The organism is Amycolatopsis sp. NPDC028719, from assembly GCF_055565395.1.
The window spans coordinates 1,100,896-1,118,765 of the sequence record NZ_JBVHUL010000002.1 but is presented as its reverse complement, the minus strand read 5'-3'; the positions used below and the strand labels follow the sequence as shown (position 1 = coordinate 1,118,765).

At 72.1% G+C, this 17,870-nt stretch carries 19 protein-coding genes; 8 read left to right on the top strand and 11 right to left on the bottom strand.

Translation table 11 applies throughout. The annotated features are described in order from the left end of the window. The first annotated feature begins 118 nt into the window (after nt 1-118). A complete protein-coding gene (locus ACZ4TR_RS13290) occupies nt 119-910 on the top strand; it encodes a serine protease (protein WP_465287250.1) in 792 nt (263 codons plus the stop codon). A 17-nt stretch (nt 911-927) separates the two neighbouring features. Here ACZ4TR_RS13290 and ACZ4TR_RS13285 read toward each other — a convergent pair whose 3' ends face one another. Beyond that, complete coding sequence (locus tag ACZ4TR_RS13285; RefSeq protein ID WP_465287249.1) at nt 928-2,331, bottom strand: alpha/beta hydrolase; 1,404 nt, start codon at nt 2,329-2,331, stop codon at nt 928-930. Nucleotides 2,332-2,479: 148 nt separating this feature from the next. Between ACZ4TR_RS13285 and bglX the strand changes: the two genes are divergently transcribed. Then, the gene (bglX, locus tag ACZ4TR_RS13280) at nt 2,480-4,744 is read left to right on the top strand and encodes a beta-glucosidase BglX (protein ID WP_465287248.1); all 2,265 of its coding nucleotides are present in this window, start codon (nt 2,480-2,482) and stop codon (nt 4,742-4,744) included. Here bglX and ACZ4TR_RS13275 read toward each other — a convergent pair. Then, a complete protein-coding gene (locus tag ACZ4TR_RS13275) occupies nt 4,731-5,348 on the bottom strand; it encodes a class I SAM-dependent methyltransferase (RefSeq protein ID WP_465287247.1) in 618 nt (205 codons plus the stop codon). The genes bglX and ACZ4TR_RS13275 overlap by 14 nt on opposite strands. 37 nt (nt 5,349-5,385) lie before the next feature. Here ACZ4TR_RS13275 and ACZ4TR_RS13270 point away from each other — a divergent pair, with 37 nt between their 5' ends. After that, complete coding sequence (locus ACZ4TR_RS13270) at nt 5,386-5,814, top strand: helix-turn-helix domain-containing protein (RefSeq protein WP_465287246.1); 429 nt, start codon at nt 5,386-5,388, stop codon at nt 5,812-5,814. A gap of 5 nt (nt 5,815-5,819) precedes the next feature. On the opposite strand, the gene mftD is transcribed toward ACZ4TR_RS13270, so the two are convergent. From mftD to mftA, 7 genes are all read right to left on the bottom strand, one after another. After that, nucleotides 5,820-7,013 carry a pre-mycofactocin synthase MftD gene (mftD, locus tag ACZ4TR_RS13265; RefSeq protein WP_465287245.1) on the bottom strand — a complete coding sequence of 398 codons (1,194 nt, stop codon included), beginning with the start codon at nt 7,011-7,013 and terminating at the stop codon, nt 5,820-5,822. After that, a complete protein-coding gene (mftF, locus tag ACZ4TR_RS13260; RefSeq protein ID WP_465287244.1) occupies nt 7,010-8,386 on the bottom strand; it encodes a mycofactocin biosynthesis glycosyltransferase MftF in 1,377 nt (458 codons plus the stop codon). The genes mftD and mftF overlap by 4 nt, the downstream gene beginning before the upstream one ends. A 68-nt stretch (nt 8,387-8,454) precedes the next feature. Continuing rightward, nucleotides 8,455-9,228: a mycofactocin-coupled SDR family oxidoreductase gene (locus ACZ4TR_RS13255; protein WP_465287243.1), complete on the bottom strand. Its 774-nt coding sequence runs from the start codon at nt 9,226-9,228 to the stop codon at nt 8,455-8,457. Continuing rightward, complete coding sequence (gene mftE / locus ACZ4TR_RS13250) at nt 9,225-9,899, bottom strand: mycofactocin biosynthesis peptidyl-dipeptidase MftE (protein WP_465287242.1); 675 nt, start codon at nt 9,897-9,899, stop codon at nt 9,225-9,227. Before mftE ends, ACZ4TR_RS13255 begins: the two co-directional genes overlap by 4 nt. 2 nt (nt 9,900-9,901) lie before the next feature. Further along, nucleotides 9,902-11,068 (bottom strand): mycofactocin radical SAM maturase, encoded by a 1,167-nt coding sequence (mftC, locus tag ACZ4TR_RS13245; protein ID WP_465287241.1) that lies wholly within the window; start codon nt 11,066-11,068, stop codon nt 9,902-9,904. After that, complete coding sequence (mftB, locus tag ACZ4TR_RS13240; RefSeq protein ID WP_465287240.1) at nt 11,068-11,361, bottom strand: mycofactocin biosynthesis chaperone MftB; 294 nt, start codon at nt 11,359-11,361, stop codon at nt 11,068-11,070. The genes mftC and mftB overlap by 1 nt, the downstream gene beginning before the upstream one ends. Next, on the bottom strand, nt 11,351-11,458 hold the full coding sequence (mftA, locus tag ACZ4TR_RS13235) for a mycofactocin precursor MftA (protein WP_465287239.1): 108 nt from the start codon (nt 11,456-11,458) through the stop codon (nt 11,351-11,353). The genes mftB and mftA overlap by 11 nt, the downstream gene beginning before the upstream one ends. 106 nt (nt 11,459-11,564) lie before the next feature. Here mftA and mftR point away from each other — a divergent pair, with 106 nt between their 5' ends. Continuing rightward, nucleotides 11,565-12,203, top strand: coding sequence for a mycofactocin system transcriptional regulator (gene mftR / locus ACZ4TR_RS13230; RefSeq protein ID WP_465287238.1), 639 nt, complete (start codon nt 11,565-11,567; stop codon nt 12,201-12,203). A 15-nt stretch (nt 12,204-12,218) separates the two neighbouring features. Here mftR and ACZ4TR_RS13225 read toward each other — a convergent pair whose 3' ends face one another. Next, nucleotides 12,219-12,656 (bottom strand): SRPBCC family protein, encoded by a 438-nt coding sequence (locus tag ACZ4TR_RS13225; RefSeq protein WP_465287237.1) that lies wholly within the window; start codon nt 12,654-12,656, stop codon nt 12,219-12,221. A 57-nt stretch (nt 12,657-12,713) separates the two neighbouring features. Here ACZ4TR_RS13225 and ACZ4TR_RS13220 point away from each other — a divergent pair, with 57 nt between their 5' ends. From ACZ4TR_RS13220 to ACZ4TR_RS13205, 4 genes are all read left to right on the top strand, one after another. Then, entirely contained in the window at nt 12,714-13,322 is a 609-nt protein-coding gene (locus ACZ4TR_RS13220) for a TetR/AcrR family transcriptional regulator (RefSeq protein WP_465287236.1), read from the top strand. Between the two features lie 142 nt (nt 13,323-13,464). Continuing rightward, complete coding sequence (locus ACZ4TR_RS13215) at nt 13,465-13,785, top strand: hypothetical protein (RefSeq protein WP_465287235.1); 321 nt, start codon at nt 13,465-13,467, stop codon at nt 13,783-13,785. Nucleotides 13,786-13,876: 91 nt separating this feature from the next. After that, complete coding sequence (locus ACZ4TR_RS13210) at nt 13,877-15,505, top strand: GMC family oxidoreductase (protein ID WP_465287234.1); 1,629 nt, start codon at nt 13,877-13,879, stop codon at nt 15,503-15,505. Beyond that, entirely contained in the window at nt 15,502-17,076 is a 1,575-nt protein-coding gene (locus ACZ4TR_RS13205) for a succinic semialdehyde dehydrogenase (protein ID WP_465287233.1), read from the top strand. The genes ACZ4TR_RS13210 and ACZ4TR_RS13205 overlap by 4 nt, the downstream gene beginning before the upstream one ends. On the opposite strand, the gene ACZ4TR_RS13200 is transcribed toward ACZ4TR_RS13205, so the two are convergent. Beyond that, nucleotides 17,077-17,847, bottom strand: coding sequence for an isocitrate lyase/PEP mutase family protein (locus tag ACZ4TR_RS13200; RefSeq protein WP_465287232.1), 771 nt, complete (start codon nt 17,845-17,847; stop codon nt 17,077-17,079). Nucleotides 17,848-17,870 lie beyond the last annotated feature (23 nt).

Below are 17,870 nucleotides of genomic sequence, written 5' to 3'. Positions count from 1 at the left end.
CAAAAACCAACCATCGTCGGCACATGGTCAGGAAGCGACTTTCGTAGCTAACCGCGACCACGGCTGGTCTGGTCTGCTCCCGGGTACCACCTCCACAGGTCCCCGAAGGGAGATGTTCATGCAGGTAGACGGACGTTCCGTGGTCCGGCGGGCCGTGACGGTCCTCGCCGCGGCCGGAGCCCTCGCCGTCGTCGTCGCACCCGGTGCTTCGGCCGGTGATCCGCGGATCGTGGGCGGTACGCCGACCACGATCGACGAGTTCCCGGCCACCGTGATCTTCAACGTCAACGGCGCGCAGCACTGCGCCGGCACCCTGGTCGCGAAGAACAAGGTGCTGACCGCCGCGCACTGCACCGACGGCGTCGAGGCAGCGCAGATGGAGATCATCGGCGGGCAGACGAAGCTCGGCGACACTTCCGGCACGAAGGCCGGCGTGAGCGACGTCTGGCAGAACCCGGACTTCACCATGAGCGGGATGCAGCACGACAACGCCGTGCTGACCCTCGACAAGGAGCTGCCGTACGAGCCGGCCACGCTGGTGCAGTCGGCCGGCGACGCCGCCTACCAGGCGGGCAAGGACGTCACGGTGGTCGGCTGGGGCACGACGTCCGAGGGCGGTGACGTCTCCGACACGCTGCTCGAGGTGACGGTCCCGGTGGTGGACAACGACACCTGCGCGGAGAAGTACAGCGCGGGCAGCACGACCTACGACAAGGCGTCGATGTTCTGCGCGGGCGTGCCCGAAGGCGGCAAGGACTCCTGCCAGGGCGACTCGGGCGGTCCCGCCTACGTCGACGGCAAGCTCGCCGGCATCGTCTCGTGGGGCGAAGGCTGCGCCCGCAAGGACTTCCCGGGCGTGTACACCAACGTCGGCAACGACTACCCGGTGATCAGCTCGCACCTGGGCTGAACCGAGGCGGCGGTGGATCAGGCCGGACAGCTGAAGTCGTGGTGGGGTGTCTTCAGCGTCAGCAGGTACTGGTCCACCACCCCCAGAGTGCACGGCGTGCGCCGGTAGGCCCCGTGCCCCGCGCCTTCGTAGGTGACCAGCGTGGTGTTCGCCGGCGCCTGGCGGTGGGCGTTCACGGCCCAGGCGTACGGCGTCGCCGGGTCGTAGCGGCTGGTCAGCAGCAGGATCCGCGGCGCTCGCGCGATGTCCAGCCGGTGCGGCGGGTTCGCGGGCGGGCCGGTGACACCGAGGCACGCCATGGCTTCGTCGTGGCCGATCGTGCTGCCGCGCATGATCGGCGACCGGCGCAGCTCCTCGGCGTACAGCGCCGAGTACCGCGTGAAGTCCCGGATCCGCAGGTCGAAGTCCTGGCAGACGACGGCGAGGCGGATCGACGGGTAGTTGGGCGTGAACTCTGCCCGCACCGGCGGAGTGCCGGCCGCGGTGTCGGCGATCACCTGGCCCACGTCGTCCCAGTCCGGGACCCGCATGTCCCGGTACACCTGGTCGCGCAGCCAGTTGTGCGGCAGCGGCATCCCGTCGGCGGCGACCTGGGCCTGACGCCAGGTCGCGAGCACGTCCCGGCCGTGCAGCGCGCAGGTCACCGTCCGTTCGCACCACGCGGTGAACTGCCCGAACAGCTCGTCCACGGCGGCGGCCCGGTCGCCGACGAAGTGCGCGAGATCCACGCTGTGGTCGATGACGCCGTCCAGCACCATCGCACGGACGTGGTCGCCGTACCGCTCGGCGTACTGCTGGCCGAGCAGCGTGCCGTAGGACGCACCGTGGAAGCTGATCTTCTCTTCGCCCAGCGCGCGGCGGACGGCGTCCAGGTCGCGGGCGTTGGTGGCGGTGTCGGCGTGGTCGAACAAAGGCAGGTACCGGGCCCGGCAGTCGGTGACCACCTGGCGGTTGATCGCCCGCAGCGCGGCGAACCGTGCCGGGTCGGCGGGCTCGTTGGCGGGCTCGGGCTGCGGGAGGTCGCAGTCGATGTACCCGCTCGCCCCGGTTCCGCGCAGGTCGAAGCCCACGATGTCGAGCCGGGCGGCGAGCTCCGCGCCGAAGTAGCCGGGGGAGAGCGGGATCTGCGCACCGGATGTGCCCGGGCCGCCGGCGTCTGCCACCAGGACACCGAGGCGGTGGGCGGGGTCGGTGGCGCGGTGCCGGGCCACGGCGAGGCCGATCGACGGCCCGTGCGGCCGGTTCCAGTCGAGCGGCACCCGCAGCGTGCCGCACTCGCCGTCGGGGACGCCGGGGATGTCCGGGTCGTCCGGGCAGGTCGTCCAGGCGATCGGGGACGGCGACCAGGCCGGGTCCGCGATCGCGGACGTCGCGCCGGTGAGCAGGAAAGCGCTTGCCAGGACAGCTCCGAACGCCCGCACGGCGCCCCCTCCACGTGTCGGTCCGCAGCCGACCGTAGGCCGCTCGCGGCGGGACCACAAGCGTTCCGGGGCGGGAAAGAACGAACCGGCCGGGCGCCGATCGTGCTTATGCTGGCGGCCTTCGTTCTCTCGCGAAAGGGTCCCCGCCATGGAACAACCCGAGAGCCACGCAGCCACCGCGACCGCCGACGGCGTCAACCGGCGCAGCCTGCTCGCCGGCGTCGGCGGTCTCCTCGCCGCCGGAGGAGCCGTGTCGGCGCTCGCCCCGCCCGCCGCGGCGGATCCCGCCGCCCGGCCCGAACGGAATCCGCGGGTCGAGGACCTGCTCAGGAAGATGACCCTCGCCGAGAAGCTGGGTCAGCTCCAGCTGGTCGGGACCGAAGACCTCGCCCGGACGTCGCTCGCGACGGGACAGCTCGGCGGGGTGTTCTCCGTGGTGGGTGCCGCCAAGCTGAACGCCCTGCAGAAGATCGCCGTCGAGCAGACGCGGTTGCGCATCCCGCTCATCTTCGGGCTCGACGTGATCCACGGCTACACCACGAACTTCCCGATCCCGCTGGCGCAGGGCGCGAGCTTCGACCCCGGCGTGCCGGCCGCCGACGCGACGGTTTCGGCGAAGGAAGCCCGGCGCAGCGGCATCCACTGGACCTACGCGCCGATGATGGACGTCACCCACGAGCCGCGCTGGGGGCGCATCGCCGAAGGGAACGGCGAAGATCCTTACCTGGTCAGTCAAATGGCCGTGGCGAAGGTCCGCGGCTACCAGGGCGGCGACTACTCGTCGCCGGACCGGCTCGCCGCGTGCGCCAAGCACTTCGTCGCCTACGGCGGCGCGGAAGGCGGCCGCGACTACAACACCGTCGACGTCTCGCTGCAGCGCCTGCACAACCTCTACCTGCCGCCGTTCAAGGCGAGCGTCGAGGCCGGCGTGGCGACCGTGATGGCCAGCTTCAACACCATCAGCGGCGTCCCCGCGCACGGCAACGGCTACGTCCTGCACGACGTCCTCAAGGGCGCGTACGGCTTCCGCGGGTTCGTCGTCAGCGACTACACCGGCATCGAAGAGCTGATCAACCACGGCCTCGCGGGAGACGGCGCTGATGCGGCGGCCGCCGCACTGCCGGCCGGGGTGGACATGGAGATGGTCAGCACCAACTACGTCAAGTTCGGGGAACAGCTGCTGGCCCAGCGGCGGATCACGCGCGACCAGATCGACGACGCCGTCCGCCGGATCCTGCTGGTCAAGGTCAAGCTGGGCCTCTTCGAGCGCCCGTACGTCGACGAGGCCGGCGAGGTGAAGGCGCCGTCGCCGGCCGCGCTCGCCGCGTCACGGCAGGCCGCCGGGCGGTGCATGGTGCTGCTCAAGAACGACGGGCCGGTGCTGCCGCTGGCCAAGTCGGTCGGCTCGGTGGCCGTGGTCGGCCCGCTGGGCACGGCGACCTACGACCTCAACGGCACCTGGTCGGGCCTGGGCACCGGCGCGGGCACGACCCCGCCGGTGACGGTGGTCGACGGGATCAAGGCCGCCGCGCCCGGGGCCACGGTGACCTACACCGCGGGCTGCACGGTCGACGGGACGGACACGAGCGGGTTCGCCGCCGCGCAGCAGGCCGCCCGCGCGGCCGACGTCACCGTCGTCGTGGTCGGCGAGACCGCCGCCATGAGCGGCGAAGCGGCCGCTCGCAGCAATATCGACCTCCCCGGCGTGCAGCAGCAGCTGGTGGCGGCGATCAAGGAGACCGGGAAGCCGTTCGTGGTGGTGCTGGTCAACGGCCGGCCGCTGACGATCCCTTACCTGCACGACAACGCGCCCGCGATCCTCGAAGCGTGGGCGCCGGGAGTGCAAGGCGGGCACGCGGTCGCGGACGTCCTGTTCGGCACGGTCAACCCGGGCGGCAAGCTGCCGGTGAGCTTCCCGCGCGCGGTCGGCCAGATCCCGATCTACTACAACCACGAGAACACGGGACGGCCCGCCGATCCGGCCAACAAGTACACGTCGAAGTACCTCGACCTGGAGACCGGGCCGCTCTACGAGTTCGGCTTCGGCCTGTCGTACACGACGTTCCGGGTCGACAGCCTGCGGCTTTCGGACACGCGGATGTCGATGCGCGGCGGCCGGATCCAGGTGAGCGCCCGGGTGACCAACACGGGCGGGCGCGCGGGCGACGAGGTCGTCCAGCTGTACCTGCGTGATCCGGTCGCCACCATCGTGCAGCCCGTCCGGCGGCTGCGCGGGTTCCAGCGGGTGACCCTGGACGCGGGTGCTGCGAAGACGGTGTCGTTCACCCTGACCCCGGACGACGTCGGCTTCTACGACAACGCCGCGAAGTTCCGCGTCGAGCCGGGGAAGATCGAGGTCTACGTGGGCACCAGCTCGGCGGCCACGCTGTCCGCGAGCTTCACCGTGGGGTGACGCCGAGGACGCAGGCGACCGGCGGATCGAGGTCGAGGGTCTCCACCCGCAGGCCGGTGAACCCCGCCTTCGTGAGCAGGTCCCGGAGTTCGCCCGCGGCCCTGGTCGTGGTGTCCCGGTTCGCGCCGGGGCACCGCGGCTGGGACGCGAGCGCGATGCGCCCGCCGGGGCGCAGCAGGCCCCGCAGCTCGCGCAGCCGCTGCGGGGGATCGGGCCAGAAGCCCGAGGAGTTCACGGCGAGGACCGCGTCGAGCGGTTCGCCGAACGACGGCAGCCGGTCGACCGAGGCGTGGATCAGCTCGATCCGGTCGGCCGCGGCTCGCGTGCGCCGGCTCGCGCGCTCGACCATGACCGCGGAGTGGTCGATGCCGTAGACGCGGCCCCGGGTGGCGCGGGCGGCCACTTCACCGAGGGCGATCCCGGGGCCGAAGCCCACTTCGAGCACCCGGTCGTCCGGCTGGACGTCCAGCAGTTCCACCACCCAGACGTTGCGCCGCCGGTTCGACCCCCGGTGGGCCATCACCCACCCGGCCACCCGCCCGCCGATGCCGCGCGGGTGGTGGAACTGCCCGATCATCCGTCGCTTGAGCCGTGTCATCACCATGCCGCGAGTCAACGGCTTCAAGTACGCTCGAAGTCAAATGCCCGAGGAGCTGCTGACGATCGGCGAGCTGGCCGCCCACACCGGCGTGGCCACTTCCGCGCTGCGCTACTGGGAGGAGCAGGGCCTCCTGCCGGCAGCCGAGCGGGTCGCGGGCCAGCGGCGTTACCCGCCTTCGGCCGTCGAGCTGGTCGGCGAGATCCTGATCTTCCGGGACGTCGGGTTCACCCTGCGCGAACTGAAGACCCTCATGGACCTGCGCACGTCGGCCGCGGAGGGCTGGCGCGAGCTGCACGAACGCAAGCTCACCGAGCTCGACCGGCGCATCGCCCGGGCCCAGGCCGCCCGCACGGCGATCGCGCACGGCCTGGCGTGCCCGCGCGAGGACGTCCACGACTGCCCGAACTTCCGCCGCGGAGTCGCGGCGCGCCTGGCGGGTGCCTCCTTGGAAGAGGCCCACTCGCACTGACGCGGCTACCGGACCGGGGCCGGAGTGCCGGTGCCCAGGGCGCGGGTGAACGTGTCCGGGATCCGGACGTCGTCGCGGCTCAGGTCGTGGACGCCGCGGTGGCCCAGCGCCAGCAGCGTCGAGTCGATTCCGTTGCGCAGGACGTCGAGGACGTTCTCGACGCCTGCCTGGCCGTTCGCCGCCAGGCCCCACAGGTACGCGCGGCCGATGAGGACGGCCCGGGCGCCGAGGGCGAGTGCCTTGACGACGTCGCTGCCGCGCCGGATCCCGCCGTCGAGCAGGACTTCCACCTGCTCGCCGACCGCGTCGGCGATCGCCGGGAGCGCCCGGATCGTGGCCGGCGTGCCGTCGAGGTTGTTGCCGCCGTGGTTCGACACGGAGAGCGCGCTGACCCCCGCGTCGACCGCGCGGCGGGCCTCGTCGACACGGATGACGCCCTTGAGGAGGAACGGCCCGTCCCACTCCGAGCGCAGCCAGGCCACGTCGTCCCACGACGGCGGCGCGGTCTGCATCCACTGGCCGTACGCCCCGAAGAACGTGGGGACCGGCGCCCCGGGCTCGGCCATGTTCGGCACGCTGAGGTCGGGCAGGCGGCGGGTGCGCGCGTAGTCCAGCAGCCACCGCGGGCGGGCCAGGCCTTCCGGCGCGAAGCGCAGCAGCTCGCGGAAGGTGAGCTTCTCGGGGATGTGCGGGCTGCCCCAGTCGCGGCTGTGGGAGAAGGACCAGTCGAGGGTGAGGATGAGGCCCGCGGCGCCGGCGCGGCGGGCGCGGTCCAGCCGGGCGAGGATGTCGTCACGGCCGCCGGTCCAGTAGACCTGGAAGAACGTGTCCGGGTTGGCGGCGACGACGTCCTCGATCGGCTTGCTCGCGAAGGAGCTCAGGCCCATCGCGGTGCCGCGCGCGGCGGCGGCGCGGGCGACGGCGACCTCGCCGTCCGGGTGCACCGCCTGCACGCCGGTGGGGGAGATGACCACCGGCAGCGAGATCTCCCGGCCGAGCACGGAGGTGGCGAGCGTGCGTTCGCCCGACATCCCGGCGGTGCGCGGCGCGAACGTCAGCTCGTCGAACGCGTCGAGGTTGTCCTTGAGCGTCAGGCCTTTCTCGGAGCCGGCGATCAGGGCCGAGTAGACGGACGCGGGCAGGCGCTTCTTCGCACGCCGCTGGGCTTCGGCGATCGATTCGAACCAGGTAGTGGTCATCGGTTTTCCTTACGGTCGACGCGCAGGGGGCGCCAGGCGATCTCGGGCAGGACCGGCGCGGCGGTCCGGTGGGTCAGGCAGCCGGCCCAGACGCCGGCGCCGTAGGCGATGTCGTCGGCGAGGGCGCCGGCGGTGTAGCGGACGGGGTCCAGGCCGGGCCGGTCGGCGAACCACCGGGTCAACGGCGGGCCGAGCAGCAGCGACGCGACGGCGGCGCGGCGTCCCCACCCGCGCGGCACCAGGAGCGCGGCCAGCGCCGGCGCGGCGAACTGCGTCCCGTAGCGGCCGGCGCCGAGCCAGGTCTGGTGGACGGCGGTGCCCATCGCGCGGACCACGCCTTCGGTGGGGATGTCGTGGTCTTCCAGGGTTTTCCGCATGGTCAGGACGGCGCCGGCGAAGCCTGCGGACGCGAGCAGGGGCCGCCGGGCGAGCAGCGCGGCGACGGTCAGAGCCGGCCACGGGTGCAGCACGAGCGGCGCGAGGTCCCCGGGGTGGCGCCGCGCGAGCGGGGCGGCGGAGGTGCCGTACCGCGCGCGGCGGCCGAGGAGCTCGCGCCAGGTCGCGGGTTCCTGGTGGCCGACGTGGACATCGGGGGCGTACCGGACCCGGTGGCCCGCGGCGTCCAGCCGCCAGACGAGGTCGACGTCCTCACCGACCCGCAGGTCCGGATCGAACCCGCCGATCTCAGTCAGGGCGGACCGGCGCGCGACGAGGGCGGCGGTGGGCACGTACGAGAGCCGGGTCCGGGGCGCGACCCGCGCGGGCCGGTCACCGAGGTCGAGGCCGCTGGTCGCTGGGGTGTACCACCCGGTCGTCTCGGGAGCCAGGGCGCGCACGCGAGGCGCGATCGCGGCGAGGAGGGGGTCGGCGAAGTGGGCGGCGAGCCGGTCCGCCCAGTTTCCGGTGGCGACGCAGTCACTGTCCACAAAGGCCACGAGCTCGGTGGAGACGTGGTGGAGTGCGGTGTTCCGCGCGGCACCGGGCCCGCGGTTGACGTCGTGACGCACGAGGTCCGCCCCGTGCGCGACGGCGACGGAGGCGATGGCGGCGGGATCTTCCGACCCGTCGTCGACGACGAGCACGGGGTGGGTGCCGCCGAGCGAAGCCAGACAGCGGGCGAGGGGGCCGGGCCGGTCGAGGACCGGGACGACGACGGTGAGGTCCGGAGGTTCGGCCGGTTCGGGAGGCACGGGCTGGGCGAAGCCGGCGTCGGTGAGCCGCCGGGCGAGCGCACCGGTGGCTGCGTCCTCGACGGGGCTGTGGGCGAGTGCTCGCCAGGCTCGTCGGCCGGCCGCGGTGAGGCGGAGGACGCGGGCGGGCGAGCCGCCGAACCAGAGATCATCGCGGAGCCGCTTGACGTCGGGATCGAGCACGATCCGGAAGCCGGCGGGAAGGGGCGTGGGCGCGGGGGCGCCGGCCGATAGGGTGCCGCGCGGGGGAGTCACAAGGCCAGCCCTCCGTCCACCGGCACCACCGCGCCGGTCGTCGCGCCGCTGTCGGGTTCGGCCAAGAACGCCAGTACCCGCGCGACCTCCGCTGGCTCCAACAACCTCCCCACCGGTTGCTGCGCGGCGAAATCCGATGCTCCGGACAGCCCGTACAGCCGGGCGCTCTCGGCGAGGATCGGGGTGTCGGTCGAGCCGGGGCTGACCGCGTTGGCCGTCACCCCGGTGCCGCCCAGCTCCGCGCCCAGCGCGCGGACCAGGCCGGCCACCCCCGCCTTTGCCGCGCAGTAGGCCGCCAGCATCGGCAAACCGCGCGTCGCGGCGGCGGACGCGACCGCGAGGAACCGGCCTGACCTCGGCTCCGGGCGGCGCAGCAGCGCCGGGATCGCCACCCGGGCCAGGTTGACCACCCCGCGCAGGTCCACGTCGAGCACCGCGTCCTCCTGCTCCGGCGGGACCTCCCACAACGGCACGCCCCCGGCGATCACCCCCGCCGCCGCGATCGCCACGTCGAGGCCGCCCCACCGCCGTTCCGCTTCCGCCACCGCGGCCGCCAGCGCCGCCGGATCCCGGACGTCGGCGACGAACGGCTCCGCGCCCGTCCGCGAGGCGACCGCCGTCAGCTCCGCCTTGCTTCCCAGCGCGTACGGCAGCGCCGGGTCGTCCGCGGCGACGTCGACCGCGAGCACGGCGTAGCCCTGACCGGCCAGGTGCGTCACCGTCGCGGCCCCGATCCCGCGCGCCGCGCCGGTGACGAGCGCGGTCCTCATCGCCAACCGTCCACAAGGGACACGAGCTGAACCGTCCATTCGTCCAGCAACGCGTTCCCTTCCCGAGCCGTCGCGGCGGTCGGGTCGCCGAGCACGCCGGTGCGGCTCACCGCGCGCACCCCGCCCTCCCTCAGCAGCGGCAGCACCTCGCCGAGCGGACGCCGATCGCCCGCCACGGCCTGGTCCATCCGTACGACGGAGGGCCGCAAAGCCAGCTGCAGCGCGGTTTCCGGACGCCCGGCATGCGGGTCGCTCGCCCACCGGGGCCGGAACACCTCGACGTCGTGCGACTCCGCCCGCAGCCGCGCGACCGCCCGGGCGACCGGTTCCGCGTTGCCGCCGTGCGCGGAGACGAACAGCAGCCGCGCGAACGTCTCCGCGGCGGACCGGCCCAGTTCCAGCAGGAGCAGCTCGGTCGCGGCCTGGCCGATCGAGAGCGTCCCGGCGAACCCGGCGTGCTCGCCGCTGGACCCGAACGCCACGGCGGGCGCCACCAGGACGTCCGGGCGCTTGTCCGAGAGCCGGTCGCACAGTGCGAGCGCGATGTCGGTGTCGGTCGAGAGCGGCAGGTGCGGGCCGTGCTGCTCGGTCGCGCCGACCGGCACGGCGAGGATCGCGCCGGCCGCCGCGCGCTCGGCCACGTCCGGCCAGGACAGCTCCGCGAGCCGCACGGTCAGCGCCTGAACCCGGCGAGCGGGTTCTCGTCGCAGGCCCGGTCCGGCGGCCGGCGCATGCCGATGGTGACCGGGACCGGCCGCCGCCGGTGGGAGTGGTCGAGCGACGGCTTCGGGACGCTCGTGACGCTCGCGAGGGCCAGTTCGCCGTGGCCCCGCACGCATTCCGGGTCCGGGCCGTCGAGCGGCAGGCCGGTGAAGAACTTCGCGGCCATGCACCCGCCGCGGCAGGCGTCGAACGCCGAACACGACTCGCACGCGCCGCCACTCTGCGGCGAACGCAGCGACGTGAACAGCTCCGATTCCCGCCAGACCGAAGTGAACCCACCACCGCCGCGGACGTTGCCGGCGAGGAAGGTGTCGTGGATGGCGAACGGGCACGCGTAGACGTCGCCGACCGGATCGACCAGGCAGACCACGCGCCCGGCGCCGCACAGGTTCAGCCCGGGCAGGTCGCCCTCGCCGTAGCCCGCGAGGTGGAAGAACGAGTCCCCGGTCAGCACGTTCTCGCCGTGCGCGACCAGCCAGTCGTACAGTGCGCGCTGCTGGGCGGCGGTCGGGTGCAGCTCGTCCCAGGTGTCGGCGCCGCGGCCGGACGGGCGCAGCCGCGTGATCCGCAGCTGGGCGCCGTAGCGGTCGGCGATGGCCTTGAACTCGTCGAGCTGGCCGACGTTGTGGCGGGTCATCACCACGGAGATCTTGAAGTTCTCGAAGCCGGCGTAGGCGAGGTGGCGCATCGCGCGGATCGCGGTGTCGTACGAGCCGGGGCCGCGGACGTGGTCGTTGACCTCGGCGGTGGCACCGTCGAGGGAGATCTGGACGTCGACGTAGTCGCTGCCCGCCAGCCGGCGCGCCACCTCGGGCGTGATCTTGACGCCGTTGGTGGAGAACTTCACGCCGACGTGGTGCTCGGTCGCGTAGTCGACGAGCTCCCAGAAGTCCGGGCGGACCGTGGGTTCGCCGCCGCCGATGTTGACGTAGAAGACCTGCATGCGCTCGAACTCGTCGATCAGCGCCTTGCACTCCGCAGTGGACAGTTCGCGCGGGTCCCGCCGTCCCGAGGAGGAAAGGCAGTGCACGCAGGAAAGGTTGCAGGCGTAGGTGAGTTCCCAGGTGAGGCAGATGGGGGCGTCGAGCCCGTACTGGAACTCGTCCACGAGGGACATCAGCGACTCCTCGGCTCGATCATGCGCGACGCGGCGAGGGCGGCCAGCGCCGCGCGGTACCTCGGCAGCTCGCCGGCTCCGACGCCGGCTTCGGTGCAGGCCGTCCGCGCGTCGGGCTGCTCGGCGAGGCCGCGGACGACGGTCAGGAGGGTCGGGCTCTTCAGGAAGGAAAGCCGGCGGGTCCCGAAGTGGTACAGCAGGGCGCCGAACCGCTCGGGCCGGATCGAGACCCGGTCGTCGAGGCGCCACGCGCCGTCCAGGTCGAAGCCCGCCGGCGAGTCCTCAGTAGACACCGCACATGCCGTCGATCGAGACCTCTTCGACCAGCAGTTCCTCGGTCAGGACCTCGTCGGTCCCGGCGGGTTCGGCGGTGGGTGCGTTCTCGGTCATCCTGACTCCTTCGGCAGAGATGATTTTCGGCACTCGGTGACGAATAGAGGGGAGGGTAATGTCACTCCGTGTCGATAATCAAGACTCGCGAGGGAACGGCACCCGGATGACCGATGACGTGCTCGCCCGGCCCGCGAACCGCCGGGGGCGCCCGCCGGGCACCAGCGCCCGGGAGCTCGAGCTCGCGGCGCTGCGGCTGTTCACCGAGCAGGGCTTCCACGAGACGACGGTCGACCAGATCGCCGCGGCGGCCGGCGTCAGCAGGCGGACGTTCTTCCGCTACTACGACGCCAAGGCGGATGTGCTCTGGAACGAGTTCGACACCGAGGTCGAGACGATCCGGTCACTGCTCGCCGACTCGCCCCCCGACCTGCCGGTGTTCGACGCGGTCCGCCGCGCGGTGCTCGAGGCCAACCACTACCGCGCGGACGACGTGCCGGAGCTGCGCCGCCGCATGACGCTGCTGAGCACGGTGCCCGACCTGGCCGCGAGCGCCGCGGTGCACTACGACGCGTGGGAGCGCGCGGTGAGCGCGTTCGTCGCCCGCCGGTCCGGGCAGCCGGAGGAGTCGCTCTACCCGCTGGTGGTGGGCCGCGCGGTACTGGCGGCCTGCCGCGCGGCTTACGACCGGTGGTCCGCGCGTGCGGACGCCGACTTGACGGTGTACCTGGACGCGGCGCTGCGGGCGCTCGCGGCCGGGCTCACCGACGACGTGCTGGGGATGGAGCCGGACCCGGTGCCGTAACGAGGGCGGTCACCTTCACCAGTCGCCGGCGGCGAGGACTTCGGGAAAGCCTTCGGTGAGCATGCGGCGGCGGACGCGGTGCAGCAGGCGGGCCATGAAGAACCCGCCCGCGCCGCGGAATCCCGTGTGACGGTAACTAAGGCGGGTGCCCGCCTCGGTCTCGGTCAGGTGGCACGTCACAGTGCTGGGCGGGTCGGTTTCCTGGTTGCGCCAGCTGAAGCTCAGGAGTTCGGGCTCGTCGGCCGCGAGGATTTCGCAGCGGACGGTGCCGTCCCAGCCCGGGACCGGCCGGCCGACGAAGCGGAACCGCGTGCCGACTTCCGGCGCGAACCCTTCGGGTCTGCCGCCGCGGCCGGTCGACGTCCAGCGCGGGACCAGGGCCGGGTCGGTGAGGGCGCGCCAGACCCGGGGGCGGGGCTGCGGGTACTCGCGGACGATCTCGAACTCGCTCATCGGTCACTCCATTCGTTACAGTCACTGTAAACAGTACTCCTGCTGTACGATGTCGTGGTGCTGAAACCCGAGACGCTGCGCGAGCGGCGGAAGCGCGAACTGCGGCAGCAGCTGTCGGACACGGCGACCGTGATGTTCCTGGAGCGCGGGTTCGACGCGGTCCGCGTCGCCGACGTCGCGCGCGCGTGCGGGGTCACCGAAAAGACGGTCTTCAACCACTTCGGCAGCAAGGAGGCGCTGCTGGCCGACCGCTGGGACACCCAGGTGGACGCGCTGAGCGCCCGGCTCGCCGACACCCCGCCCCTGGACGCGGCGCTCGAGGTGCTCGGCGAGGAACTCGACTTCCTGCTCGCGTCGGCGCGCCGGCACGGCTGGGAGGAGGTCCGCCGGTTCGGTGAGCTGATCCGCACCACCCCGGCACTGGTGGCCCACCACCGCGCGGCCCGCGACCGCCTGACGGAGGCGGCGGTCGAGGCGCTGGCGAAGCGGGCCGGCACGGCGCCCGACGACCCGATCGTCCGCATCACGGCGGCGGCGGTCACGGGACTGTGGAACGTGTACGCGCTCAGCCTCCAGCGGCACCAGTCGAAGGGCGCGGCCCGAGTGGCGCGGGAGGTCCGTGCGGACCTGGCCCGGGCGGCGGACGCCCTGAGGCAGGGCCTCTGACCGGCAACCGGGCGGTACGGCGCCGCCGGATGGCCGCCCGGCCTGCGCGCAGCGGCGGATTGTGACGCCATTTCGTCCCGGATTGCTTGTCGCCCGATGGAGTGACCGCCTACAGTTTTTCCTCCGGTTCCGGGGAGGAAACATGCACGCCAGACGCCGGTCGATCCGGTTCAGCGGCACGGAAGTCACCATCAGCGCGGCCCTCAAGGACGGCTTGTTCGGCAACGACCGCAAGCACACCTTCAGCGTCACCAAGATCAAGGACATCAGCAATGCCGAACCCGGGTTCTCGCGCCCCGGACGGCTGACGTTCACCGTCGAAGGTGCCTCCACCGACGTCGTGGAGAATCCCGCGAGCGGCGGCGACCAGGTGGACATGAACACGTTCTGTTACAACAGCGTGGACGCCGGCCAGGTCCGCAAGCTCGTCGCGGAGATCAAGAAGGCCATGGGCGGGTCCTAGGCGTACCCGTTGCGCTCCGAGGCGGCGAAGCTATACCGTGAGCAAACTAGAACAGGTTATAGTTTGAGGCGGGCCGGATCGAGGAGCGGACATGGCGAAGAAGGCGCCGCGCGGCGACGAAGCCGACTACGTCGTCGTCGGGTCGGGGAGCTCGGGGGCGGCGATCGCGGGCCGGCTGGCGCAGTCCGGTGCCAGCGTGATCGTCCTCGAGGCCGGGAAGAGCGACGAGCGGCTGCTGATCAAGAAGCCGGGCCTGGTCGGCCCGATGCACGCCGTGCCGCAGCTCAAGAAGCCCTTCGACTGGGGCTTCTACGGCATCCCGCAGAAACACGTTCTCGATCGCCGGATGCCGGTGCCGCGGGGCAAGGTCGTCGGCGGCTCCAGCTCCATCAACGGCATGGTCTACGTCCGCGGCAACCGTGCCAACTTCGACTCCTGGGCCGCCGAGGGCAACACCGGCTGGGACGCCGACAGCGTCAACGCCGCGTACAAGCGGATGGAGGACTTCGAGGACGGCGAGAACGCGTTCCGCGGCGCGGGGGGTCCGATTCGCGTCACCCGGAACAAGATCCCGCAGGAAGGCTCGCTGCAGTTCATCGAGGCCACCTCCGACGCGCTCGGCTGCAAGATCCTCGACGACTACAACGCCGAGTCCCAAGAGGGCGTCAGCCGGATGCAGCAGAACGCCGCCGACGGCCTGCGCTACAGCGCCTCCCGCGGCTACCTCCACCACCTCGCGCCGCCGACGCTCGAGCTGCAGTCCGGCGTGCTGGTGAAGAAGGTCCTCTTCGAGAACGGCCGCGCCATCGGCGTCGAGGTCGCCGACGGCCGGGGGAGCCGCGTCGTCCGCGCCGGCAAGGAGGTCATCCTCTCGGCCGGGTTCGCCGGCTCCGCGCAGCTGCTCATGCTGTCCGGGATCGGCCACGCCGAGCACCTCGAGGAGCACGGCATCGCCGTCCGCGCCGACTTGCCCGTCGGTGACAACATGCACGACCACATGTTCCACGCGCTGACGTTCCACGTGTCGTCCAGCAAGAACAAGGGCGCGGCGTCGTACTTCGCCCGCGGCCTGGCGCGTGAGCTGCTGAAGCCCGGCACCACGTTCCTGGCCAACTCCGTTTTCGAGGCGGTCGCCTTCCTCCGGACCTCCCAGGCCGACGCCGTCCCCGACCTCCAGCTGCACCTCCTGCCGTGGGCCTACGTCTCGCCCAACCAGGACGCGCCGATCCGCCACGACGTCGACAAGCGCCCGGCGCTCACCGTGCTGTCCACGTTGATCTACCCGAAGAGCCGCGGCACGCTGCGGCTCGCCTCGGCCGATCCCACGGCCGCCCCGCTGATCGACTTCCAGTACCTCTCCGACCCGGCCGACCTCGAAGTGCTCGCCGAAGGCTCGGAGATGGTCCGCGAGATCTTCGCGTCGAAGGCGTTCAAGGGCGCGGTCAAGGAGGAGATCCACCCGGGGACGAACCTGCGCGGCCAGGATCTGCGCGACGCGATCCTGAACCGCGCGACGTCGGTCTACCACGGCGTCGGCACCTGCCGGATGGGCGTCGACGAGCTCGCCGTCGTCGGTCCCGACCTCAAGGTGCGCGGCGTCGAGGGCCTGCGGGTCTGCGACGCCTCGATCATGCCGTCGATCACCGGCGGCAACACCAACGCGCCCGCCATCATGATCGGCGAACTGGGCGCGCACCTCGTTCTCGGGAGCGGATCGTGACCGTGACTCCGCTGCAGCTCACCCGACCGGCCTCGGTGACCGACGCCTTCCTGCGGCAGCTGGTCGCCCGCGTGCCGGGTTCGGCCGGCGAGACCTGGAAGCTCACCGAGGTCTACACCGGCGAGACGCTCGTCGAGCTGCCGCAGTCGACACCGGCCGACATCGAGCAGGCGTTCGCCACGGCCCGTGCGGCGCAGCGGAAGTGGGCCGCCACGCCGCTCAAGCAGCGCCTGACGGTGTTCAAGCGGGCACACGCGCTCTTCGTCGACCGCGCGCGGGCCGTCGCCGACCTCATCCAGGTCGAGAGCGGCAAGAACCGGCGGATGGCGATCGAAGAGACCTGCGACCCCGCCATGGTGATGAGCCACTACCTGCGGCGTGCCGCGAAGCTGCTGGCGCCGGTGAAGCGCGGCGGCCCGGTGCCACTGCTGACGACGTCGACCGAGGTCCGGCAGCCCAAGGGGGTCGTCGGCATCATCGCGCCGTGGAACTTCCCGTTCGCCACCGGCATTTCCGACGCGATCCCGGCGCTGATGGCCGGCAACGCGGTCGTCCTGAAACCGGACAACAAGACGGCATTGTCCCCGCTCTACGGCATCGAGATGCTGGAGGAGGCCGGGCTGCCGGAGGGCCTGTTCCAGGTCGTCTGCGGCGAGGGCCCCGACGTCGGCCCGACGCTCATCGACCAGGCCGACTACGTGATGTTCACCGGCTCCACGGCCACCGGGCGGGTGATCGGCGAGCGGGCCGGGCGCAACCTCATCGGCTGCTGCCTGGAGCTGGGTGGCAAGAACCCGATGATCGTGCTCGACGACGCCCACATCGCCGAAGCCGTGCGGGGCGCGATCTTCGGCGCGTTCGGCAACACCGGCCAGATCTGCATGCACATCGAGCGGATCTACCTGCCGCAGTCCCGCTACGACGAGTTCAAGGACGCTTTCGTGGCGGCCACGCGCGCGCTGGACGTCCGCGCGGCCTACGACTTCGGGCCCGACATGGGTTCGCTCGTCTCGCCCGAGCACCTGAGCCGCGTCAAGGAGCACGTCGACGACGCGGTCGCGAAGGGCGCGACCGTGCTGTGCGGCGGCAAGCCGCGCCCCGACCTCGGGCCGGCGTTCTTCGAGCCGACGATCCTCGAAGGCGTCACGAAGGACATGGTCTGCGGCGTCACCGAAACCTTCGGGCCGGTGATCGCCCTGCACAAGTACCGGACCGTCGACGAAGCCGTCGAACTGGCCAACGACACCGACTACGGCCTCAACGCGTCGGTCTGGAGCCGTGACATCGGCGCCGCGCGCGCGGTGGCGGCCCGCCTGGAGTCCGGCAACGTCAACATCAACGACATCCTCGCGACCGCGTTCGCCACCAAGGGGACGCCGTCCGGCGGTGTGAAGAGCTCCGGGGTCGGCGCCCGCCACGGCGACCAGGGCCTGCTCAAGTACACCGACGGGCAGAACCTGGCCGTGCTGAAGAAGCAGGTCATGGGCCCGCGGCCCGGACAGGGCTACGAGAAGTACGTCGAAAGCATGCTGTCCGGGCTCAAGCTCATGCGGAAGCTGCGGATCCGCTGATCAGTTGAGCTTGCGGGTGTCGGCGGGCAGGCCGCCGCCGGCGTAGACGTCTTCGGCGAGCTTGGCCAGCGCGGTCAGGGCGACGTTCTGGCTCCACGGCCCGTAGGACACGCGCGAGACGCCGAGCTCCTGCGCGCGCTTCAGCGGGATCGAGCCGGGGATGCCGATGAGGTTGACCTTGCGCTCGCCCAGCTCTTCGACGAGCCGCGCGACCTGGTTCTCGTCGAGCTTGCCGGGTACGAAGAAGTTGGACGCGCCCGCGTCGAGGTAGGCGCGGCCGCGGGTGATCGCCTCGGCCAGCGCGGTCTCGGGGTCGGTCTTGAGGAAGGCGTCGGTGCGGGCGTTGAGCACGAAGTCGACGCCGGCCTTCTGCGCGGCCGCGACGGCGGCTTCGACTGCCTTCACGGCTTCGCCCAGCGGCTTCATCTGGTCTTCCAGGTTGGCGCCGACCGCGCCGGCGTCGATCGCGCGGGCGATGGTGCCGCCGGGGTCGCCGTAGCCGGCTTCGAGGTCGGCGGTGACGGGCAGGTCGCCCGCGGTCCGCACGATCAGCGCGACCTCGGCGATCATCTCGTCGCGCGGGATCTTCTCGCCGTCGGGGTAGCCGCGCGAGGCGGCGATGCCGTGGCTCGGGGTGGCGAGGGCCTGCGTGCCGGGCGTCTCGGCGACGACCTTGGCGGTGATGGCGTCCCAGACGTTGACGACGAGCAGCAGCTCGGGCGCGGCGTGCAGCTCCTGCAGCCGGGTGGCCTTATCGGCGGTGGAAGTCATGCCGCCCAATCTAGAGCGGGCGG